This window comes from Cellulosimicrobium cellulans, assembly GCF_016921195.1.
Lineage (GTDB): Bacteria > Actinomycetota > Actinomycetes > Actinomycetales > Cellulomonadaceae > Cellulosimicrobium > Cellulosimicrobium cellulans_F.
The window spans coordinates 1-20,537 of the sequence record NZ_JAFGYF010000007.1 but is presented as its reverse complement, the minus strand read 5'-3'; the positions used below and the strand labels follow the sequence as shown (position 1 = coordinate 20,537).

At 74.3% G+C, this 20,537-nt stretch carries 22 protein-coding genes; 12 read left to right on the top strand and 10 right to left on the bottom strand.

Features of this window, described 5'->3' with window-relative positions:
• Window positions 1-22 precede the first annotated feature (22 nt).
• Genes JN535_RS14595 through JN535_RS14580 form a run of 4 tightly spaced genes read left to right on the top strand, consistent with a single transcriptional unit; the run spans window position 23 to window position 3,625 of the window.
• Window positions 23-1,078 carry a putative F420-0 ABC transporter substrate-binding protein gene (locus tag JN535_RS14595; RefSeq protein ID WP_307868753.1) on the top strand — a complete coding sequence of 352 codons (1,056 nt, stop codon included), beginning with the start codon at window positions 23-25 and terminating at the stop codon, window positions 1,076-1,078.
• A complete protein-coding gene (locus JN535_RS14590) occupies window positions 1,075-2,163 on the top strand; it encodes a putative F420-0 ABC transporter permease subunit (RefSeq protein ID WP_374100512.1) in 1,089 nt (362 codons plus the stop codon). The genes JN535_RS14595 and JN535_RS14590 overlap by 4 nt, the downstream gene beginning before the upstream one ends.
• Window positions 2,160-3,065, top strand: coding sequence for a putative F420-0 ABC transporter ATP-binding protein (locus tag JN535_RS14585; protein WP_205206277.1), 906 nt, complete (start codon window positions 2,160-2,162; stop codon window positions 3,063-3,065). Before JN535_RS14590 ends, JN535_RS14585 begins: the two co-directional genes overlap by 4 nt.
• 26 nt (window positions 3,066-3,091) lie before the next feature.
• Complete coding sequence (locus JN535_RS14580) at window positions 3,092-3,625, top strand: hypothetical protein (RefSeq protein ID WP_205206276.1); 534 nt, start codon at window positions 3,092-3,094, stop codon at window positions 3,623-3,625.
• 11 nt (window positions 3,626-3,636) lie between these two features.
• Here the strand turns inward: JN535_RS14580 and JN535_RS14575 are convergent, their stop codons facing one another.
• From JN535_RS14575 to JN535_RS14560, 4 genes are all read right to left on the bottom strand, one after another.
• The gene (locus tag JN535_RS14575) at window positions 3,637-4,062 is read right to left on the bottom strand and encodes a TIGR03667 family PPOX class F420-dependent oxidoreductase (RefSeq protein ID WP_205206275.1); all 426 of its coding nucleotides are present in this window, start codon (window positions 4,060-4,062) and stop codon (window positions 3,637-3,639) included.
• A gap of 2 nt (window positions 4,063-4,064) precedes the next feature.
• On the bottom strand, window positions 4,065-4,517 hold the full coding sequence (locus tag JN535_RS14570; RefSeq protein ID WP_205206274.1) for a CoA-binding protein: 453 nt from the start codon (window positions 4,515-4,517) through the stop codon (window positions 4,065-4,067).
• Between the two features lie 62 nt (window positions 4,518-4,579).
• Window positions 4,580-5,056, bottom strand: a complete 477-nt coding sequence (locus JN535_RS14565) for an anthrone oxygenase family protein (RefSeq protein WP_205206273.1) — start codon at window positions 5,054-5,056, stop codon at window positions 4,580-4,582.
• Entirely contained in the window at window positions 5,053-5,955 is a 903-nt protein-coding gene (locus JN535_RS14560; RefSeq protein WP_205206272.1) for an NAD(P)H-binding protein, read from the bottom strand. The genes JN535_RS14565 and JN535_RS14560 overlap by 4 nt, the downstream gene beginning before the upstream one ends.
• A gap of 140 nt (window positions 5,956-6,095) precedes the next feature.
• On the opposite strand from JN535_RS14560, the gene JN535_RS14555 reads away from it, so the two are divergent.
• Window positions 6,096-7,046 (top strand): AraC family transcriptional regulator, encoded by a 951-nt coding sequence (locus JN535_RS14555; RefSeq protein ID WP_205206271.1) that lies wholly within the window; start codon window positions 6,096-6,098, stop codon window positions 7,044-7,046.
• A 6-nt stretch (window positions 7,047-7,052) separates the two neighbouring features.
• Here the strand turns inward: JN535_RS14555 and JN535_RS14550 are convergent, their stop codons facing one another.
• Entirely contained in the window at window positions 7,053-7,556 is a 504-nt protein-coding gene (locus JN535_RS14550) for a metallophosphoesterase family protein (RefSeq protein WP_205206270.1), read from the bottom strand.
• Between the two features lie 50 nt (window positions 7,557-7,606).
• Here JN535_RS14550 and JN535_RS14545 point away from each other — a divergent pair, with 50 nt between their 5' ends.
• From JN535_RS14545 to JN535_RS14530, 4 genes are all read left to right on the top strand, one after another.
• A complete protein-coding gene (locus JN535_RS14545) occupies window positions 7,607-8,017 on the top strand; it encodes a nitroreductase family deazaflavin-dependent oxidoreductase (protein ID WP_205206269.1) in 411 nt (136 codons plus the stop codon).
• A gap of 7 nt (window positions 8,018-8,024) precedes the next feature.
• The gene (locus JN535_RS14540) at window positions 8,025-8,618 is read left to right on the top strand and encodes an HhH-GPD-type base excision DNA repair protein (RefSeq protein ID WP_205206268.1); all 594 of its coding nucleotides are present in this window, start codon (window positions 8,025-8,027) and stop codon (window positions 8,616-8,618) included.
• Window positions 8,619-8,680: 62 nt separating this feature from the next.
• The gene (locus tag JN535_RS14535; RefSeq protein WP_307868751.1) at window positions 8,681-9,904 is read left to right on the top strand and encodes an AI-2E family transporter; all 1,224 of its coding nucleotides are present in this window, start codon (window positions 8,681-8,683) and stop codon (window positions 9,902-9,904) included.
• An 85-nt stretch (window positions 9,905-9,989) separates the two neighbouring features.
• Window positions 9,990-10,355 (top strand): VOC family protein, encoded by a 366-nt coding sequence (locus JN535_RS14530; protein ID WP_205206267.1) that lies wholly within the window; start codon window positions 9,990-9,992, stop codon window positions 10,353-10,355.
• A 33-nt stretch (window positions 10,356-10,388) separates the two neighbouring features.
• Here the strand turns inward: JN535_RS14530 and JN535_RS14525 are convergent, their stop codons facing one another.
• Genes JN535_RS14525 through JN535_RS14515 form a run of 3 tightly spaced genes read right to left on the bottom strand, consistent with a single transcriptional unit; the run spans window position 10,389 to window position 12,699 of the window.
• Window positions 10,389-10,772: a hypothetical protein gene (locus tag JN535_RS14525; RefSeq protein ID WP_205206266.1), complete on the bottom strand. Its 384-nt coding sequence runs from the start codon at window positions 10,770-10,772 to the stop codon at window positions 10,389-10,391.
• 53 nt (window positions 10,773-10,825) lie between these two features.
• Window positions 10,826-11,704 (bottom strand): coenzyme F420-0:L-glutamate ligase, encoded by an 879-nt coding sequence (gene cofE, locus JN535_RS14520; protein WP_205206265.1) that lies wholly within the window; start codon window positions 11,702-11,704, stop codon window positions 10,826-10,828.
• Window positions 11,701-12,699: a TIGR03557 family F420-dependent LLM class oxidoreductase gene (locus tag JN535_RS14515; protein WP_205206264.1), complete on the bottom strand. Its 999-nt coding sequence runs from the start codon at window positions 12,697-12,699 to the stop codon at window positions 11,701-11,703. Before JN535_RS14515 ends, cofE begins: the two co-directional genes overlap by 4 nt.
• Window positions 12,700-12,742: 43 nt before the next feature.
• On the opposite strand from JN535_RS14515, the gene JN535_RS14510 reads away from it, so the two are divergent.
• A complete protein-coding gene (locus JN535_RS14510) occupies window positions 12,743-13,723 on the top strand; it encodes a hypothetical protein (protein WP_205206263.1) in 981 nt (326 codons plus the stop codon).
• Window positions 13,724-13,786: 63 nt separating this feature from the next.
• Window positions 13,787-16,594, top strand: a complete 2,808-nt coding sequence (valS, locus tag JN535_RS14505) for a valine--tRNA ligase (RefSeq protein ID WP_205206262.1) — start codon at window positions 13,787-13,789, stop codon at window positions 16,592-16,594.
• 60 nt (window positions 16,595-16,654) lie between these two features.
• Here valS and JN535_RS14500 read toward each other — a convergent pair whose 3' ends face one another.
• Both JN535_RS14500 and JN535_RS14495 read right to left on the bottom strand, forming a co-directional pair.
• Entirely contained in the window at window positions 16,655-17,854 is a 1,200-nt protein-coding gene (locus JN535_RS14500) for a baeRF2 domain-containing protein (RefSeq protein WP_205206261.1), read from the bottom strand.
• Window positions 17,855-18,010: 156 nt separating this feature from the next.
• A complete protein-coding gene (locus tag JN535_RS14495) occupies window positions 18,011-18,361 on the bottom strand; it encodes a chorismate mutase (RefSeq protein WP_205206260.1) in 351 nt (116 codons plus the stop codon).
• A 107-nt stretch (window positions 18,362-18,468) separates the two neighbouring features.
• Here JN535_RS14495 and JN535_RS14490 point away from each other — a divergent pair, with 107 nt between their 5' ends.
• A complete protein-coding gene (locus tag JN535_RS14490) occupies window positions 18,469-20,286 on the top strand; it encodes an AMP-dependent synthetase/ligase (RefSeq protein ID WP_205206259.1) in 1,818 nt (605 codons plus the stop codon).
• Window positions 20,287-20,537: the final 251 nt, after the last annotated feature.

Sequence of the window (20,537 nt, the reverse complement as noted above, 5' to 3'; positions counted from 1 at the left end):
CCCGACCCCGGAGATCTCGCCCGTGCCGTCTTCCCGCACCGTGCACCGCCAGCGCGTCCGCCCCGCCGCCCTCGCGCTCCCGACCGCCACGCTCGCCCTGCTGCTCGCCGCCTGCTCGTCGGGCACCACATCCGGTGCCGACCCGACCGCGGGCGGTGACGCCCCGCCGTCGGGCGGTGGAGCGGCGACGACCTACCCGCTCACGCTCGACGACTGCGGGTTCGAGGTGACGTTCGACGCCGCGCCCGAGCGCGTGGTGACGATCAAGTCGAGCACCACGGAGATGCTGCTCGCTCTCGGGCTCGGCGACCGCATCGTCGCGAGCGCGTTCCCCGACGGCCCGGTCCCCGCGTCCCTCGCCGACGCGGCGGCGGACGTCCCCGCGGTCGTGGAGCCGCTGTCGGACAAGGTCCCCGGCGCCGAGGCGGTGCTGGAGACCGAGCCCGACCTCGTCTACGCGGGCTGGGAGTCGAACCTCACGGCCGACGGCGCGGGCGACCGCGAGACGCTCGCGCGGCTCGGCGTCGCGACGTACGTCTCCCCCGCCGCGTGCAAGGCGCCGGAGTACATGCCGGACCCGCTGACCTTCGACGACGTGTTCGCCGAGATCACCGAGGTCGGCACGATCTTCGACGCGCAGGACGCTGCGACGGAGCTCGTCGCGCAGCAGCGCGCGACGCTCGACGGCGTCGCCCGGGACGAGCGCGGGCTGACGGCCCTGTGGTACTCGTCCGGGGACGACATCCCGTACGTCGGCGCGGGCATCGGCGCGCCGCAGATGATCATGGACGCCGTCGGGCTGGAGAACGTCGCGGGCGACGTGCACGACACCTGGACCGCGTTCGCGTGGGAGGAGGCGATCGCGGCGGACCCCGACGTCCTCGTCCTCGTCGACGCCGCGTGGAACACGGCCGAGGCCAAGATCGAGCGGCTCGAGTCCAACCCGGCGACGACCGAGATGACCGCGGTGCGCGAGGGCCGCTACCTGACGATCCCGTTCCCGGCGACCGAGGCCGGCGTGCGCAACGTCGACGCCGTCGTGGACCTCGCCGCGCAGCTGGAGGCGCTCGACCTGTGACCACGCTGCGCACCCGGCCCGCCCCCGTGCCCCCCGTCCGACCGGACGGTCGTGCGGGGTCCCGCGCGCGCCGTGGCGCGGGCTGGTGGGTGCCGGTCGGCGTCGGCGCCCTCGTGGTGACGGTCCTCGTGACGGTGACCATCGGTCCGGCGGACCTCGCGGTCGGGGACGTGTGGCGCTCGGTCGCGACCCACGTCGGGCTCGGCGGGCTGCTCGGCCTCGAGCCGCTGGGAGCGCTGCAGGACGGCATGGTGTGGCAGCTCCGCCTCCCCCGCGTGCTCACCGCCGCGGCGGTCGGCGCCGGTCTGGCCGTGTGCGGCGTCGTCATGCAGTCGCTCACGCGGAACCCCCTCGCGGACCCGTACCTCCTCGGATTGTCGTCGGGCGCGTCGCTCGGCGCGGTGCTCGTGCTGGTCGCCGGGTGGACCGTGCTCCTGCCGGTCGCGGCGTTCGGGGGCGCCGTCCTCGCGCTCGTCGCGGCGCTCGGCCTCGCGGGCGCGCTCGGCGCGCTCACGCCGACGCGGACCGTGCTCGCCGGCCTCGCCGTGAGCCAGCTCGCCGCGGCCGCGACGAGCTTCGTCATCTTCTGGTCCGCGACCGGCGACTCCTACCGCGAGATCCTCTCGTGGCTCATGGGGTCGGTCGCCGGCGCGACGTGGACCTCGGTCGCGGTCGCCGGCGGCGCGACCCTCGTGCTCGGGACGCTGCTCGCCTCGACCGGCTCGGTGCTGGACGCCTTCACGTTCGGCGACACGGCGGCGTCCACGCTCGGGGTCGACGTCGCACGCGTGCGCTGGACGCTGCTCGTGGGCGTCGCTCTGCTCACCGGGGCGCTCGTCTCGCAGTCGGGGTCGATCGGGTTCGTCGGGCTGATCCTGCCCCACGCGGTGCGGTTGCTCACGGGCGCACGGCACCGCCTCCTGCTGCCGCTGTCCGCGCTGTTCGGCGCCACCTTCCTCGCCTGGGCGGACACGCTCGCGCGCACCGTGTTCGCGCCGCGCGAGCTGCCCGTCGGGATCGTCACCGCCGCGATCGGCGCGCCGGTGTTCGCGCTGCTCCTGTGGCGCGGGAGGAAGACCGCATGAGCGAGGCGACGCGCACGACGACGCAGGAGGGCCCCACGGTCGGACCCGACACCGTGCGGGACCACCCCGCTGACGCGGTGGTGCGGAACCCGTCCGGTCAGCAGGGCGCGGCGGGGCTCGACGCCGCGCGCGTGTCGTGGACCGTCGACGGTCGCCTGATCCTCGACGGCGTCGACTGCACCGCCCCGGCCGGTGCGGTGAGCGGGCTGCTCGGTCCCAACGGCTCCGGCAAGTCGACGCTCCTGCGTGTGCTCGCGGGGGTGCGCGCCCCGTCCACGGGGTCCGACGAGGCCGCGCACGCACGCTTCGACGGCGCGGACCTGCTGACGATGCCGCGGCGGCAGCGCGCGCGCGTCCTCGCGCTCGTCGCGCAGGACGCGACGACCGACCTCCCGCTCTCCGTGCTCGACGCAGTGCTCCTGGGCCGCATCCCCCACCGCTCGCTGCTCGCGGGCGACTCCGCGCGCGACCGGGAGGTCGCGACCGCGGCACTCGCCCGGGTGGGCATGGCCGCGTTCGCCGAGCGTGAGGTCGCGACGCTCTCCGGCGGCGAGCGCCAGCGCGTGCACCTGGCGCGCGCGCTCGCCCAGGAGCCCGCGCTGCTCCTGCTCGACGAGCCGACCAACCACCTCGACATCGCCGCGCAGCTCGACACGATGCGCGTCCTGCGCGACCTCGCCGACGACGGCGTGACCGTCCTCGCCGCGCTCCACGACCTCAACCTCGCGGCCCAGACGTGCGACCACGTCGTCGTGCTGGCGGACGGCCGGGTCGTCGCCGCGGGCGACGTGCGCGACGTCCTGGTCCCCGAGGTGCTCGACGCGGTCTACGGCGTGCGGTGCGAGGTGCTCACGCACCCCCGCACGGGACGGCCCGTCCTCACGTTCGCACCGCAGGACTGAGCGACCCGCTCGCGTACCCTCGGCGGGTGCGCCTTTCCCTGGTTCCCCGTCGCGTGGCGACGCCCGGCGCGGCCGGGCTCGCCGTGGCCTGCGTCGTTGCCCTCTCCGGCTGCGCGGTGCTCGACGGCAGGTCCCCGTTCGACACCTCGAACGTCTCGTACGCGGACGTCGAGAGGGCTCTGCCCGCGGTCCAGGACGCGCTGGACGCGGCGGACCTCCCCGTCGAGGTGAGCCTGTACACCGGCGCGAGCAACTGCGAGGGCGCGTGCGACCTGGGCGTCGGGGTGCGCTTGCTCGCGCCCGAGGACGCACGGCCCCCCGAACTGGACCCGGACGCGCTCGCGGCGGTGCTCGTGGTCGTGCTGCCCGAGGTGTCCGGCATGCCGGTCTACGTCGGGGGCGGGATCTCCGACGACGGCGCCGTCGTCGACCTCGAGCCCGCAGTCCGGGCACTCGGGATGGACGAGGCGCCGTTCTCGACCTCGATCGGCGAGCTGCGCATCCCGCAGGACGAGATCGGCACGGCCCTCGACCAGGCCACCGCCCGCCTCGACCGCTGAGCAGTGCCCGGTCAGTAGCCGCGGAGGCGCTCGAGCCGGACGCGCACGGTCACGGAGTAGTCCGCGTGGAAGCCGTCGGGGGTCATGCCGAGGCCGCGGATCCCGTCGTCGTACTTCGCGTCGTACGCGGTGCGCTCGTCGGGAGCGAGGCCGCCGTCGTCGATCGCGGCCGTGCCCGTGAGGACGACGACGTCGTCCCCCGACCGGGTGCTGTTGAGGTGCACCGCGACGCGGTCGTTCCCCCGGACGTTGCGCAGCTTCGCGGTGCGCGGCTGGGACTTGACCACGATCCCGTCGGCTCCGTCCCAGCAGAACCAGACGGGCGTCGGCTGGGGCGCGCCGTCCGGGTCCACCGTCACGAGCCAGATCACCGGCTCGTCGGCGAGACGGGCGGCGGCGCGCGCACCCAGGTCGGTCGCGGTGTCGATCGCGGTCACCGTCACGCCTCCTTCGTGGTCGAGCGCGCCGCGAGACGCGGCAGCTCGATCGCCGGGCAGCGGTCCATGACCATGTCGAGGCCGGCGTCGCGGACCCGGCGTGCGGCATCCTCGTCGATCACGTCGAGCTGGAACCAGACGGCCTTCGCGCCGATCGCGACGGCCTGGTCGGCGACGTCGCCCGCGAGCTCGGAGCGGACGAAGACGTCGACCACGTCGACGGGGAACGGCACGTCGGCGAGCGTCGCGTAACCCTGCTCGCCGTGCACGGTCTGCGCGGCGGGGTGCACGGGGACGATGCGCTTGCCGTGCTGCTGCAGCACGCGCGCCACGCCGTACGCGGCGCGCGACGTGTTGCTCGACAGGCCGACGACGGCCCAGGTCTCGGTGCCCTCGAGCACCCGACGGACGGTCTCCTGCTCGTCGGCCGGCGCGGCCGCTGTGACGTCGCTCATGTCGTGCGCAACCGGGCCCCCGACGCAGCTATTCCACGCGGGACCCGCTGGCCCGGTGCCGGTCAGGGTCGGACGAGAGCGAGCGCGAGGAGCGCGGTGGCCACCGCCCCCGCGACGGTCCGCACGTGGTTCCACGCGAGCCAGCGCGGGAGGAACGCGGCCCACGCGGCGACGAGGTCCGTGGGCCGCTCCGCCGCGGCGTCGAGACGCTCGTTGAGCGGGACGTTGGCCACGGCCGTGACGCCGAGGATCCCGACGGCGGAGACCACCGCGCCCGCGAGCGCCCACCCCGCGCCGGGCGTCCCGACGACCAGGCCGACGACGGCGGCCGCCGCGGGCACGAGCACGCTCGCCGCGAGCAGGACCATGAGCGGCGGCCGCAGCGCGTCCTTGTTGATCGCGACCATGGCCGCAGCCCCGTCGGCAGCGGGGAGGCGGCGCAGGCCGCCCATGACGAACGTGGAGAACGCGAAGAGCACCCCGCCCGCGAGACCGGTCGCGACCGCTCCGGCGACCACGAGCGCGACGAAGGCGCTCACGAGGGCTGCCCGGACGTCGACGTGACCGTCGACCACGTCGCGGCCTCGCGCGCGGCGAACTCCCGGAAGTCCCGCGGGTCCCGGCCCAGCGCCTGGCGGACCCCGTCGGCGACCGGGGTCCCGCGCCCGTCGAGCACCTCGGTGAAGAGGTAGCGCATGAGGCCCACGACGTCGTCGGGCAGCCCGGTCGCCCGCAGCCCCGTGACGAACTCGTCCATGGTGGTCGGCACGAACCGCACGTCGTGCCCGCTCGCGGCCGCGATCTCCGCCACGGCCTCGCCGAACGTGATCGCGCGGGGCCCGGTGAGCTCGTAGACCCGGCCGGCGTGCGCGTCGTCGACGAGCGCCGCGACCGCGACCTCGGCGACGTCCTCGAGGTCGACGAACGGCTCGGCGACGTGGTCCACCGGCAGCGCGAGGACGCCGTCGAGCACGGGCTCGAGCAGGAAGCTCTCGCTGAAGTTCTGGTCGAAGAACGCGCACCGGACCACGGTGCGGCCGGGGAACGCGTCGGCGACGAGCACCTCCGCGCGCTGGGCCTCGACCTCGCCGCGGCCCGAGAGCAGGACGAGCCGGCGCACGCCCGCCTCCCGGGCGAGCGCCGCGAACCGGGCGACGGTCTCGGGGGATCCTGGGATCGCGAGGTCGGGCACGTACACCACGTACACCGCGTCGGCCCCGCTGACGGCGGGGTCCCACGTGGTCTCGTCCTCCCAGTCGAAGCGGACCGTCCCCGATCGCGAGGCGCGCCGCACGGGGACCCCGAGCGCGTCGAGGCGGTCGGCGACCCGTCGGCCGGTCTTGCCCGTCGCGCCGAGGACGAGGACCGGGCCGGGGATCGTGGCATCGGTCGAGGTGGCGCTCGGGGCGGCGGTCGGGCGCGGTGTCGTGGCGCTCATGGCATCTCTCCTGTCGGGTTCGTGCGGGCGGGACGGATGCCAGTCAACCGGGCAGCGGCGAGACGCAACATGGCTCGGACGCTCGCCTCCATACGCGATCGTCTCTGGTCGGAGACCGGGCCCGTGCGTACCCTGACCGCATGGACGTCGTCGCCGGGCTCCTCGACGGGCCTCGTGCCCGCGGGGCCTTCCTCCTGCGCAGCCACCTGCGCGCACCCTGGGGCATGCGCATCGAGGACGAGGCACCGCTGACGATCGTGCCCGTCCTGCGCGGGTCGGGCTGGGTCGGGCCGGTCGTGGGCGACACGGGAGCGGACCCCGGCGAGCACGTCACGGCGGGCGACGTCGTCCTGCTGCGCGGCCCCGACCACTACGTGGTGGCGGACGCGCCGACGACCCCGCCCCAGGCGGTCGTCGGGCCCGAGTCCGACATGTGCCGCGCGGTCGACGGCGGGCCCTCCCCCATGACCGTGCTCGGCGTGCGCTCGTGGGGCAACGACCCCGGCGGCGAGACCGTCATCATCACGGGCACCTACCCGCTCGACGGCGAGGTGGGCCGCCGGGTCCTGCGCGTGCTGCCCCAGCGCGTGGTGCTGCGCAGCGGCGACGTCGACGCGACGCTCGTCGAGATGCTCGCGCGCGAGGTCGTGCAGGACCTGCCCGGGCAGGAGGCCGTGCTCGACCGTCTGCTCGACCTGCTCCTCATCTCCTGCCTGCGCACGTGGCTCTCGCGCGACGACGCACCCGGCTGGTACCGCGCCGACGCGGACCCGGTGGTCGGCGCGGCCCTGCGCCTCATCCACCACGACCCGGCCCGCGCCTGGACGGTCGACTCCCTCGCGCGGGAGGTCGGGCTCTCGCGCGCGGCGTTCTCGCGCCGCTTCACCGCGCTCGTCGGCGAGCCGCCGATGGGCTACCTCACGGGCTGGCGCCTCGATCTCGCGGCCGACCTGCTCCTCGAGCCCGACGCCACGCTGACGTCGGTCGCGCGCGCCGTCGGGTACGCGTCGCCGTTCGCGCTGAGCGCCGCGTTCAAGCGCGTGCGCGGCGTGAGCCCCGCCGCGCACCGGGCCCGCGCGGGTGCCGCCTGAGGCGGCTCAGCGCGGCACCGGCACGAGCTCGACGTCCCGGAGCGCGCCGCCCTCGACGACGGCCGTGAGGAACGTGCCGACCGGCTGACGGCGGCGGTCCGTCGGCGACCCCGGGTTGAGCAGCCGCAGGCCGCCCGGCGAGGTCGTGTCCCACGGGATGTGGCTGTGCCCGAACACGAGCAGGTCCACGTCCGGGAAGGCGACGTCGGCGCGCCGCTCGCGCCCCTCCTTGCCGCCCGTCTCGTGCACGACGGCGAGCCGCAGCCCGTCGACCGTGGTGCGCGCCACCTCGGGCAGGCGCGCGTGCAGGTCGGGGCCGTCGTTGTTGCCCGCGACGCCGACGAGGCGCGCCGCGCGGTCCTCCAGGGCGTCCAGCAGGTCGACGCTCACCCAGTCGCCCGCGTGCACGACGACGTCCGCCGCGTCCACGGCGCGCCACACCTGGTCCGGCAGCGCCCGCGCCCGCACGGGGACGTGGGTGTCGCTCAGCAGGAGCAGTCGCGTCGGCACGGGTCTCACGATAGGTCGCGCGGACGGGCCGCGCCGGGCCACGATGGGGCATGCCAATCCCTCGCTGGGTGACCCGCACCAACAAGCGCTTCCTCAACCCCGTGATGCTCCGCGTCGCGACAGGAGTCGGGCCGATGGCGGTGGTCCGGCACGTCGGGCGGCGCAGCGGCCGCGTCTACCGCACGCCCGTCTTCGCGTTCGCGTACCGCGCCTCCCCCGCCGAACCCGTCCGCGTCGTCCTCGCGCTCACGTACGGGCCCGACGTGGACTGGGTGCGCAACGTCGACGCCGCGGGCGAGTTCGTGCTGGAGCGCCGGGGCGAGGAGTTCCGCGTCGAGGACGTGCGGCGCGTCACGGGCGAGGACGGGCTGCGGCTCCTGCCCGGCTGGACGAGCGCCGTCCTGCGCCGCACGGGTGTGGACCAGTTCCGGACCGGACGCCTGCGCCGCGCGCTGCCATGATGGGGACATGACCGACCAGCTCTGGATCACCGGCGACCCCGACGCGGACGCGCTCCTCAGCGAGGACGCGTTCGCCCTCCTCGTCGGCATGCTCCTCGACCAGCAGTACCCGATGGAGCACGCGTTCGCGGGACCGCGCAAGATCCGCGACCGCCTCGGCTCCATCGACCCGCGCGCCGTGGCGGAGGCGGACCCGGACGCGTTCGTCACCCTCGCCACGACCCCGCCCGCCATCCACCGGTACGGACGCTCGATGGCGGCCCGCGTGCAGGACCTGGCGCGCGTCGTCGTCGACGAGTACGAGGGTGACGTGACCCGGATCTGGACGGCGCCCGGGGCGGACGGCGCACCGACCGGCACCGAGGTGCTCGCCCGGCTGCGCGCCCTGCCCGGGTTCGGCGACCAGAAGGCGAGGATCTTCCTCGCGCTGCTCGGCAAGCAGCGCGGCGTCCGGCCCGCGGGGTGGCGAGAAGCAGCAGGCCACTACGGGGACGAGGGGTCGCGCCGGTCCATCGCCGACGTGACGAGCCCGGAGTCCCTCGCCGAGGTCCGCACGTTCAAGAAGGCGCAGAAGGCCGCCGCGAAGGCGGCCAAGGGCTGAGCGCCCGGGGCGCCCGCGGACGCCCCGGATGCGGCACCGACGTCGGCCGCTATCGTCGGCGCGTGACCACGACGACGCCGCGCGCCCCGGCGCTGCCTCCCTCCACCCGTCTGCTCCTGGCTCTGGCCGCGGGCGTGGTGGTCCTCGTAGGCGTCCACATGGCCCGTGAGGTGCTCGCGCCGATCCTCCTCGCGGCGGTCATCGTCATCATCTGCCACCCCGTGCGGTTCCCGCTCGAGCGCCGCGGCTGGCCCCGCTGGGCAGCGACGGCGGCAGTCGTGGTGGTCGCCTACCTCATCCTCGCGGCGCTCCTCGCGATGCTCGTCTTCGCGGGCTTCCGGTTCGCCGACCTGGTGCGCGAGTACCTGCCGGCGCTGGTGCGCTCGGTCGAGGACGTCGTCGACCAGCTCTCGGCCGTCGGGATCGACACCGACGTCGCCGAGGCCGCGACGTCGTGGCTCGACCCCGGCCGCGTGCTCAGCCTCGCCGGGAACGTGTCGGGCATGGCGCTCGGCATCGCGACCGCCTTCTTCTTCGTGCTCGCGTACGCGATCTTCATGGCGGCGGACGCGGCCCGGTACTCGACCGCGACGACCGTCTTCGGCGCCGAGCGCGCCGCCACGATCGATCGCGCGTCGAGGTTCAGCGGCGGCGTGCGGCGGTACTTCGTCGTCAACGCGTCGTTCGGCGCGGTCGTGGCGATCGTGGACGGCGTCGCGCTGTGGCTGCTCTCGGTCCCCGCGCCGACCGTGTGGGCGATCCTCGCGTTCGTCACGAACTTCATCCCGAACATCGGCTTCGTGCTCGGCCTCGTCCCGCCCACGATCATGGCGTTCGTCGTCGGGGGGTGGCAGCTCGCGCTCGCCGTCGTCGCCGTCTACTGCGTCGTGAACGTCGTGCTGCAGGTGCTCGTGCAGCCGAAGTTCGTGGCGGACGCGGTGAACCTCAGCCTGACCCTCAGCTTCGTCTCGGTCGTGTTCTGGACCTTCGTCATCGGGCCGCTCGGCGCGATCCTCGCGATCCCCCTCACGTTGCTCGTGCGCGCGCTCGTCCTCGAGCCCGACCCGGGCTCGGGCTGGCTGCGCTGGCTCTCCGGCGACGACGTCCCCCGGCACGACGCGCCTCCGGGCCCCGCCCCGGACACCGCGCGGGAGGGGGCGGCAGGTGCGGCCGCACCGCACGGTGGGACGGCCGACGAGCCGGACCTCGAGCACGAGCCTCAGCCTCAACCTCAACTGCAGCCTGAGGCTTCGCGCCCCAGCGACGCGGCCCCGGAGCGGTCCTAGCGCCCGCACCCTGTTGCGCCGGTCCCGACGGTCCCTAGGCTGGCAGACGGCGGGTGTCCGCCCGTCATCGGTACGGGGAGGAACCATGGCGCACGGAGACATCACGCACATCGACATCCCGGTGAGCGACACCGGCCGGGCCACGCAGTTCTACGGTGAGCTGTTCGGCTGGCAGATCGCCGAGGTCCCGGGCTTCGAGGGCTACCCGATGTGGCAGGCACCGAACAAGATCAGCGGCGGCGGCCTCGCGCCCCGGTCCGAGGGGTTCACGACCCCGCGCAGCTACGTCGAGGTCGACTCGATCGACGACACGCTCGCGAAGGTGCGCGAGCTCGGCGGGCGCGTGGTCCTGGAGAAGTCGGAGATCAGCCCGACGTCCTGGTGGGCCGCGTTCGAGGACGCCGACGGGAACCAGATCGGCCTCTACGAGGGCACGACGGACGCGGGGTGACGACCCCGAAACCCGCCCGGGCGGTCGTCGTGCTCAGAGCGACAGCACACGACCGTCCGGGTCGTCGGGACGGCGCGGCCGCAGCGTGGGCGGGGGCGGCCACGGGAGGTCGTAGCGCTCCACGGGGACGTCGATCGCGCCGAAGTCGTCGGTCTGCACGACCACGCCGTCCGGAGTCACCTCCACGAGCCGGACGCGCAGCGGCGGCGCGTCCTCCCGCTCGAGCATCCAGACGTCGGCCAGCCATGCGAGGCTGACCCCGTCGAGCGCCTCCTCGGCCTCGAGCCAGTCCACCGGACCGGTCAGCTCGCGCCCGAGCAGGGAGACCGCGACCCAGGCGTCGCCCTCGAGACGGATCCAGCCCACGTGCTCGCGGTCGTCAGGTCGGCGGTGCGGGATCCACTCGGCGGGCAGCATCCGGGCAGGCTATCCGGCCCCGCGCCTCGGAGCCACGGGATTGCGGTCCGCGCTCACGCTCGGTCGACGGGGACCGGCTCGTTCGCCGACCCTTCGCGGAAGCCCTCGCCGAACCCGTCGCGGTAGCCGCGGTCGTAGGCCTCGGCGCTCCCCTCCCGGAAGAGGTCGTCGGCCGAGGTCCGGACGAGCGTCCGAGCACCCGGGCCGTCGTCGTCGCCCACGTACCGGGCGAGACCCCGCACGACGGCGACCGGGCGACCCGCGGTCTTGCCGCGCACGAGCTCGCTCGCGGAGGCCACCTCGTCGGCGACCGCCGTGACCGTCACGGAGAGGGGACGCCCGTGCGCGTCCACGCCGCCGCGCAGGTCCTCCGCGACGACGATCCCGGCCACGCCGATCGCGATGTCGACCAGCCCGTCGCGCCACGCGCGACCCGCCGTGTCGGTCACGACGACCCCGAGGCGGTCCAGACCGAACCGCTCGCGCAACGCGGCCCGCAGCGCCCGGGCCGAGGCGTCCGGGTCGATCGGGAGGAGCAGCACCGTCCCCTCGGGCGTGTTGGACGCGTCGACCCCGGCCGCGGCCATGACGAGACCCAGGCGGTTCTCGACGATGCGCAGCGGGGGCTGTCCCGGGCGCTCGCGCGTCGCGACGACGCGCACCGTCTCGTCCGTGATGGCCTGCTCGCGGTCGTCCGCCGCGACGACGCGGCCCTCCGCCTTGGACACGACCTTGCTCGTCACGACGACGACGTCGCCCTCCGCGAGAGCGTCGCCCGGCGCCGCCGCGGCGAGCACGTCGCCGACGAGCGCGGCGAGGTCGTCGCCCGGACGGACCTCGCCCAGGCCCGACGGCGCCCACGCGGTGAGTCGCGACGGCTCGCCCGGGCCGGCGCCGCCGTCGGGCCCGACCGCCTCCACCCCGGACGTCATCGCGCCAGCTTCGGCAGCACCTCGCGGCCGAAGACCTCGATCCACTCGCGCTGGTTGCGGCCCACGTTGTGCAGGTAGATGCGGTCGAAGCCGAGGTCGACGAACTTCTGGATGTACGCACGGTGCTCGTCGGGGTCGGCCGAGATGACCATGCGACCCTCGAAGTCCTCGGGACGCACGAGCTTGGCCATCTGCTCGAAGTCGTGCGGCGAGCGGATGTCGGCCTTGGGGAACTTCATGCCGCCGTTGGGCCACTCGGTCATCGCGTTCGCGAGGGCCTCCTCGTCGGTCGCGGCCCAGGACAGGTGGAGCTGGAGCACCTTGGGCATTACCTGGGGGTCGCGGCCGGACTCGCGGACGCCGTCGTCGAACTTGCCGAACAGCATGGAGATCTTCTCCAGCGGCGCACCGACGGTGATGAGGCCGTCCGCGTGGCGGCCGGCGCGCTTGGCCGTCACGGGCCCCGCGGTCGCGACGAGGATCTCCGGCGGCACCTCGGGCATGGTCCACAGGCGCGTGGACTCCATCTTGTAGAACTGCCCGGAGTGCTTGACGTCCTTGTTGTCGAGCCCGGACTGGAACAGCTTCTTGATGACGTCGATCGCCTCGAACATGCGGTTGATGCGCTCGGGCGCCTCCGGCCAGTAGCCCGCGACGACGTGCTCGTTGAGCGCCTCGCCCGAGCCCAGGCCGAGCCAGTGCCGACCGGGGTACATCGCGGCGAGCGTCGCCGAGGCCTGCGCGACCATCGCGGGGTGCCACCGGAACGTCGGCGCCGTGACGCCCGGCCCGAGGTCGCCCGTCGTGCGCTCCCCGAGCGCGGTGAGCACGTTCCACACGAACGACGACTCGCCCTGCGCGGGGACCCACGGCTGGAAGTGGTCCGCGGCCATGGTGCCGGAGAATCCGTGCTCCTCCGCGTACGCCGAGAGCGCGACGGCCTCGGTCGGGTGGAACTGCTCCAGCATGGCGGCGTAGCCGATCGTCAGACCCATGCTCCGACCCTAGTACGCGCGAACGACCGATAGCCTCTCGCCCGTGAGCACCACACCGCCGGCGCGCGCGGCTCTCGACGTGCGAGCCCTCGTCGAGCCCGTGGACCGCGCCGCGGTGCGCGCGGTCCACCGCGACGCTCGAGGCGACGCACGTGCCACGCGAGCGCACCCGAGGCCGTCGGTCGCGTCCCGGGCGCTCGGCGTGGTGCTGCGGACCGCGCTCCTCGCGGTCCTCCTGGCGGTCGCGGCAGCCGTCGTGGGCGCCGTCCTCGCCCTGATCGCGGTCGGGCTGGGCGCCACCGGGGTGGGGGTCCCGGCCGCCGTCGCGCTGGTGACGGCCGGCACGGTCGTGATCGGCCTCCTCGTCGCCCGGGGCGCACGACGGGCGTCCGCCCGGGAGCGGGAGGTGACCTACCGGCTGGGCCGGTTCGCCGCGGCGAACGGGTTCGCCTTCGAGCCGCGGGTCGACGAGCCGGAGCAGCCCAGCGCGGCCTTCGACCTCGGCATCCTCCGCGTCGCCCGGAACGTCGTCCGCACGCCCGGCCCGCGCGCGGTGGAGGTCGGGACCTATTCCTACAGCGCGGGCTACCGCGACGCCGAGCCCTTCGCGTGGACGTACGCGACGACCACCCTCGACCGGCCCCTGCCGCACCTCGTCGTCGAGACCCTGCCCGGGCGCGGGGCGCCCGGCGCCCGTGCCCCGCGGGGCGTCGACCGCACGTGGGAGCTGCCGGTCGACGGCCCGTCCGGCGACCGCCACCGCGCCTACGGTCCCGTGCGGTCCGCCCGGGAGACCGCCCGGACCGTCTTCACCCCGGGCCTCGTCGAGACGCTCGTCGCGGGGCGGTTCCCGCTCGCGGCGGAGGTGACCGGCGACCGGCTGTTCCTCTTCAGCGAGCGGCCGCTCGACCTGCTCGACCCCGCCGTGTGGGAACGGCTCCTCGGGACGGCCGACGAGATCGCCGCGCGCCTGACGGACACGGCGGGGCCGCGTCGGCCGGCGTGGTCGCCCGACGAGAGGTGATGCCCCCGACGGGGTGCGAGACGGCGTCCGGCACGGCCCCGGGATCTGGGAGAATGGGCGACCATGAGCGACTTCCCGACGAACGCGCCGACGGGCGCGGCCGAAGCCACTGCAGCAACGACCTCCTCCGCCGGGCGCGTAGCCGGCGACGTCGTCCGCGCGGTGGTCGCGGGAGTACCCGACCGCGTGAGCCTCGACGGGCTCGAGGCGACGTACGACGCGCGCTGGGCCGAGCAGGGGACGTACGCGTTCGACCGCTCGAAGACCCGTGAGCAGGTCTTCTCCATCGACACCCCGCCGCCCACGGTCTCCGGGTCCCTGCACGTGGGCCACGTGTTCTCCTACACGCACACCGACGTCGTCGCGCGGTTCCAGCGCATGCGCGGCCTCGAGGTGTTCTACCCCATGGGCTGGGACGACAACGGCCTGCCCACCGAGCGTCGCGTGCAGAACTACTACGGCGTGCGCTGCGACCCCACGCTCCCCTACGTCGAGGGCTTCGAGCCCCCGCACGAGGGCGGCGAGGGCAAGTCCGTCAAGGCTGCGGACCAGGTTCCGGTGAGCCGCCGCAACTTCATCGAGCTGTGCGAGCGCCTCACGGCGGAGGACGAGAAGCAGTTCGAGGCGCTGTGGCGCCGGCTCGGGCTCTCCGTCGACTGGGCGCAGCACTACCAGACCATCGACGCGCGGTCGCGCACGGCCGCGCAGCGTGCCTTCCTGCGCAACCTCGCGCGCGGTGAGGCGTACCAGGCCGAGGCGCCCGGGCTGTGGGACGTGACGTTCCAGACCGCCGTCGCGCAGGCCGAGCTCGAGGCGCGCGACTACCCCGGGCACTTCCACAAGGTCGCGTTCCACCGCGTCGCGCCGGGCACCCCGGACGACGGCGCGCCGGTCTTCATCGAGACCACGCGCCCCGAGCTGCTCGCGGCGTGCGTGGCGCTCGTCGCGCACCCCGACGACGAGCGGTACCAGCACCTGTTCGGCACCACGGTGCGCTCGCCGCTCTTCGACGTCGAGCTGCCCGTCCTCGCCCACCCCGCCGCCGAGCGCGACAAGGGCGCGGGCATCGCGATGTGCTGCACGTTCGGCGACCTCACCGACGTGCAGTGGTGGCGCGAGCTCCAGCTGCCCACGCGCTCGATCATCACGCGCGACGGCCGCATCACGCGCGAGACGCCGGACTGGATCACCTCCCACGCCGGGCAGGGCGTGTTCGCCGAGCTCGCGGGCAAGACGACGTTCTCGGCGCGCTCGGTCGTCGTCGACGCGCTGCGCGACGCGGGCGACCTCGACGGCGAGCCCGTGCCGACCCAGCGCAAGGCGAACTTCTTCGAGAAGGGCGACAAGCCCCTCGAGATCGTCACGTCGCGCCAGTGGTACATCCGCAACGGCGGCCGCGACTGGACGACGGCCGACGGCACGACGCGCGACCTGCGCCAGGAGCTGCTGAACCGCGGCAAGGAGCTCGCGTTCCACCCCGACTTCATGCGCGTGCGCTACGAGAACTGGGTCGGCGGCCTCAACGGCGACTGGCTCATCTCGCGCCAGCGCTTCTTCGGCGTCGCGATCCCGCTGTGGTACCCCGTGCTCGAGTCGGGCGAGGTCGACCACGACCACCCGATCGTGCCCTCCGAGGACGTCCTGCCGGTCGACCCGTCGTCCGACGTGCCCGCCGGGTACACCGAGGACCAGCGCGGCGTCCCGGGTGGGTTCGTCGGCGAGAACGACATCATGGACACGTGGGCGACGTCGTCGCTCACGCCGCAGATCGCGGGCGGCTGGGAGGTCGACCCCGACCTGTTCGAGCGCGTCTTCCCCATGGACCTGCGCCCGCAGGGCCAGGACATCATCCGCACGTGGCTGTTCTCGACCGTCGTGCGCTCGCACCTCGAGTTCGGCTCGCTGCCGTGGAAGAACGCCGCGATCTCGGGCTGGATCCTCGACCCCGACCGCAAGAAGATGTCGAAGTCCAAGGGCAACGTGGTCACGCCGATGGGGCTGCTCGAGGAGCACGGGTCGGACGCCGTGCGGTACTGGGCGGCGTCGGCGCGCCTCGGCACGGACGCGGCGTTCGAGGTCGGGCAGATGAAGATCGGCCGTCGCCTCGCGATCAAGATCCTCAACGCGTCGAAGTTCGCGCTGTCGTTCGGCGTCGACCCCGAGACCGGGACGGGCGAGGTGGTCCTCGACCCGGCGCTCGTCACCGAGACGCTCGACCGCGCGATGCTCGCCGGTCTCGCGACCGTCGTCGAAAAGGCGACCGAGGCGTTCGAGGCGTACGACCACACGCGCGCGCTCGAGGTCACCGAGACGTTCTTCTGGGCGTTCTGCGACGACTACCTGGAGCTCGTCAAGGACCGCGCGTACGGCGCCGGGGCCGCGGCCTCCGACGTCTCCCCCGAGACCCGGTCGGCACGCGCCGCGCTCGCGATCGCGCTCGACACGCTCCTGCGCCTCTTCGCGCCGTTCGTGCCGTTCGCGACCGAGGAGGTCTGGTCCTGGTGGCGCGCGTCCGAGGGCTCGATCCACCGGGCGCCGTGGCCCACGCCCGACGTCGCGCGCTCGGCCGCCGGCGGCGCCGACCCGGCCGTGCTCACCGCGGCCGGCCACGCGCTCGCGGCGCTGCGCAAGATCAAGTCCGAGGCGAAGGTGTCGATGCGCACCCCGATCCTCGCGGCCCGGGTCGCGGTGCCGGCGGCGTCGCTCGCCGGCGTCGAGGCGTCGGTCGTCGACGTCCGCAACGGCGGGCGCGTCACGGGCACGCTCGACCTCGTCGCGGCCGCCGAGGGACAGGGCGACCCGGCCGTCCAGGGCGGGATCGTCGTCGTCTCCTCCGAGCTCGGCGAGCCCGAGGCCCGCAAGAAGGGCTGACCCCACGCACGACGACGCCCTCCCCGGCCACGGCCGGGGAGGGCGTCGTCGGTGGCGGGCCTAGATGATCTCGCCGCGCAGGCGCGAGTCGTCGCCGGACATCGTCGCCGCGACCTCGCGCGGGGTGCCCTCGTCGGCCCACCGCAGGGTCGCGCCGACGCCCTCGATGAGCTCGACGCTGCCCTCGGGCGCGAACGTCAGCCCCGCGTCCTGCCCGATCGCGGCTCGGACGAGAGCGACCGTCGCGGGGAGCTTCTCGAGGCCCTCCGTGACACCCAGGTCCTGGATCTCCTCCTTGGTCGCGGCGATGTGCATCGGGCTCGGCCCGATCCACAGCGAGCGGTCGTCGAGGGCTGCGTCCTGACCGTACTCGTCGGCCAGGACGAGCTCCTTGACCTGCCCGCGCGCGAGGACCGCCACGACGTCCTCGACGGACGTGACGGCGCCCGACTCGCGGCCCTGCTCCTGGCGGAACTCCGCGAGGACCTTCTCGCGCCGGCGCTCCCGGTAGCTGTCGAGGGCGTCGGCGACGTTCGCCTCGAAGGCCGCCTCGTTGATCCCCGGACCGCGACCGCCGCCCGGCACCTCGACCACGCGGTCCGCGATGGCGTGGCCGAGCGCGCCGCGCACGAGGGGCACGGCACGCACGTCCCCGGTCAGGAGGACGAGCTCGGGGTGGTACTCCGCCGCCTGCCGCTCGAGCTCGGCCGCGACCGCCTCGGCGTTGCGCTCCCACGAGTCCTCCGCGCGCGACTCGATGCGCTTGTGGGACAGCCCGCCGGTGCGGACCTTGTTGATGACGTCGTGGCCGCCCTCGACCGACTCCGGCTCCGTGTACGGCAGGTGGCCGCCCGCGACGGACCACGTGAGGTCTGCGCCCTGGCGGTCGACGACGACGCGCACGTAGTCGACCGACTCGTCCGCCGCGCGCGCCGCCTGGAGCAGCGCGGGCACCGGGCCCCAGGAGCCCTTCGTGAGCGCCGGCGGGTCCTTGACGACCCGGTCGACGAGCACGCCCGTGTCGTCGGCGATCAGCACGCGCCCGTGGGTGCCCCCGACCCGCGTCGGCCGCAGCACCACCTCCTCGAGGTCGTCGAGCACGGCGTCGGGCGCGCCCTCCTGGCGCAGCGTGCGCCGCACGCCCTTCCAGCGATTCTCGACCTCGCGGTCCCCGGCCTCGTTGGCCCGCGTGGCGTCGATGTACACCGTCGCGAAGGGGCCCGGGTGGCCGAGGAGGGGCTTGAGCCAATCGATCTTCATGCGAACACCTCTAGCGTCCGTCGGCGTGGCGGGCGGGCCGCCCGGCACGCCGGTCCTCCCGGTGCCGGGGCCCACCCTGGGACCCCTCCAGGGTCGGTCAGATCGACTGGCGTCGCCACCGCGCGTCGGAACGGATCCTCGCGCGGCTCGGATGCGTCAGGAGTAGGTGTCGAGGACCGGCGCGCCCTCGCCCGACGCGGCGTGGTCGGCGGCGATCCGCTCGTGGTGGCGGATGACCTCGCGGACGATGAACTCGCGGAACTGCTCGGCGAACTCCGGGTCCAGCCCCGCGGCCTCGGCGATGCCCGTCAGGCGCGCGATCTGCTGCCGGTCCCGCTCGGGGTCGGCCGGGGGCAGCCCGCCCTGCGCCTTGAGCTCCCCGACCCGGCGCGTGAACTTGAACCGCTCGGCGAGCAGGTGCATGAGCGCCGCGTCGATGTTGTCGATGCTGTCGCGCAGCGTGAGGATCTCGGCGGGGACGGCGGGCTGGCCGGGCTGGTTCGTCACGCACCGATCCTAGGCGTGCCCGGTGCCGGGCGAGGAACGCGATACTCGGAGTACGGAGTAAAGTGTCACGCCGTCCCTACCTGCCGTCCCACTCAGCGGAGAGTCCCATGACGGAACACGCGTCGCCGAGCCTCGTCGAGGTCTCCCCCACGGCGACCATCAGCACCCTCCTCACCGACCGCGTCGCCCGTGGTCCCCGGGCGACGCTCGTCGAGCGCCGGAGCACCGCGGACGGCCCGTGGGAGCCCGTCACGGCGCAGGAGTTCGAGGCGGACGTCGTCGCGGTCGCCCGCGGTCTCGTGGCCCGCGGCATCGAGCCCGGCGACCACGTCGCGATCATGTCCCGCACGCGCTACGAGTGGACGCTCCTCGACTTCGCGACGTGGGCCGTCGGGGCCGTCCCCGTGCCCGTCTACGAGACGTCGTCGGCCGAGCAGGTGCACTGGATCTGCTCCGACGCCGCCGTCCGCCTCGCCCTCGTGGAGACCGCCGCGCACGCCACCGAGCTCGCGTCCGTGCGTGACCGCCTGCCCGAGCTCGAGGACGTGCTCGTCGTCGAGGACGGCGCCGTCGACGCCCTGCGCGCCGCGGGGGCCGACGTCCCCGTCGAGGAGATCGAGCGCCGTCGCGCCGCCCAGCGGGCCGACGACCTCGCGACGGTCATCTACACGTCCGGCTCGACCGGCCGTCCCAAGGGCGTCGAGCTCACGCACCGCAACTTCGTCCACCTCGCGCTCAACGGCCGCGCCGGGCTCGCCGAGATCCTGGACGCCGACGGCGCCCGCACCCTGCTCTTCCTCCCCCTGGCGCACGTCTTCGCGCGCTTCATCCAGGTCGTCGTCGTCGCGTCGGACGCGGTCCTCGCGCACTCGTGGGACACGAAGAACCTCGTCGCCGACCTCGGCACGTTCCACCCGACGTTCCTGCTCGCCGTGCCGCGCGTCTTCGAGAAGGTCTACAACACCGCGGAGCAGAGGGCCGGGACGGGTGCCAAGCGCAAGATCTTCCACTGGGCCGCGAAGGTCGCGATCACGTGGTCGCGCGCGCTCGACGCCACGGGCGGGCCCTCGCTCGGGCTGCGCGCGCAGCACGCCCTCGCCGACCGCCTCGTCTACAGGACCCTGCGCGCCGCGATGGGCGGGCAGCTCACCTACTCCATCTCGGGCGGTGCGCCGCTCGGCGAACGGCTGGGCCACTTCTACCGCGGCGTCGGGCTGCGCATCCTCGAGGGCTACGGCCTCACCGAGACGACCGCGCCCACGGCCGTGAACCTGCCCGGGCTCACCAAGATCGGCACGGTCGGGCCGGCGTTCCCGGGCACCTCGCTGCGCATCGACGGGGACGGCGAGCTGCTCGTCAAGGGCGACCACGTCTTCCGCGGCTACCGCAACCAGCCCGAGCTCACCGCCGAGGCGCTCCGGGACGGCTGGTTCCGCACCGGCGACCTCGGCGCGTTCGACGACGACGGCTACCTGCGCATCACCGGCCGCAAGAAGGAGATCATCGTCACCGCCGGCGGCAAGAACGTCGCCCCCGCCGTGCTCGAGGACCGCCTGCGCGCCCACCCGCTCGTGAGCCAGGTCGTCGTCGTGGGCGACCAGCGCCCCTTCGTCGGCGCCCTCGTCACGCTCGACGCCGAGATGCTGCCGGGCTGGCTCTCGACGCACGGCCTGCCGAGCATGGACGTCGACACCGCCGCGCAGCACCCCGACGTCCTGGCCGCGCTCGACCGCGCCGTCGCGCACGCCAACGAGGCCGTCTCCCGCGCCGAGTCGATCCGCAAGATCACCGTCCTCACGACCGACTTCACCGAGCAGAACGGCTACCTCACCCCGTCCCTCAAGGTGAAGCGCGGGCTGGTCATCCAGGACTTCGCCGACACGATCGACGCCCTCTACGGCGCCCGGGTGGGCGCCGACGCCTGACGACGTAGACCTCTGGTCGCGCGAGGTAGAGCCCTGGTCGCGCGAGGTAGAGCCCTGGTCGGCCGAGGTAGAGCCGTGGTTGCGTGAGGTAGAGCCGTGGTCGCGCGAGGTAGAGCCGTGGTTCTTGGGTGCGACGGCGTGTGGTCGCCCTGGGTGGGCGGGGTGGGTGGTGGTGCCGCGTCTACCATCCGCCGCTCGTTCCTCGCGGCTCCCGCCAGGCCCGCCACGACGCGGCACCACCACCCACCCCG

Coding starts and splice junctions, on each gene's coding strand:
- JN535_RS14585 (WP_205206277.1), top strand. CDS start 2,160: ATGAGCGAGGCGACGCGCACGACGACGCAGGAGGGCCCCACGGTCGGA.
- JN535_RS14570 (WP_205206274.1), bottom strand. CDS start 4,517: ATGAGCGACGTCACAGCGGCCGCGCCGGCCGACGAGCAGGAGACCGTC.
- JN535_RS14560 (WP_205206272.1), bottom strand. CDS start 5,955: ATGAGCGCCACGACACCGCGCCCGACCGCCGCCCCGAGCGCCACCTCG.
- JN535_RS14555 (WP_205206271.1), top strand. CDS start 6,096: ATGGACGTCGTCGCCGGGCTCCTCGACGGGCCTCGTGCCCGCGGGGCC.
- JN535_RS14545 (WP_205206269.1), top strand. CDS start 7,607: ATGCCAATCCCTCGCTGGGTGACCCGCACCAACAAGCGCTTCCTCAAC.
- JN535_RS14540 (WP_205206268.1), top strand. CDS start 8,025: ATGACCGACCAGCTCTGGATCACCGGCGACCCCGACGCGGACGCGCTC.
- JN535_RS14530 (WP_205206267.1), top strand. CDS start 9,990: ATGGCGCACGGAGACATCACGCACATCGACATCCCGGTGAGCGACACC.
- JN535_RS14525 (WP_205206266.1), bottom strand. CDS start 10,772: ATGCTGCCCGCCGAGTGGATCCCGCACCGCCGACCTGACGACCGCGAG.
- cofE (WP_205206265.1), bottom strand. CDS start 11,704: ATGACGTCCGGGGTGGAGGCGGTCGGGCCCGACGGCGGCGCCGGCCCG.
- JN535_RS14515 (WP_205206264.1), bottom strand. CDS start 12,699: ATGGGTCTGACGATCGGCTACGCCGCCATGCTGGAGCAGTTCCACCCG.
- valS (WP_205206262.1), top strand. CDS start 13,787: ATGAGCGACTTCCCGACGAACGCGCCGACGGGCGCGGCCGAAGCCACT.
- JN535_RS14500 (WP_205206261.1), bottom strand. CDS start 17,854: ATGAAGATCGATTGGCTCAAGCCCCTCCTCGGCCACCCGGGCCCCTTC.
- JN535_RS14490 (WP_205206259.1), top strand. CDS start 18,469: ATGACGGAACACGCGTCGCCGAGCCTCGTCGAGGTCTCCCCCACGGCG.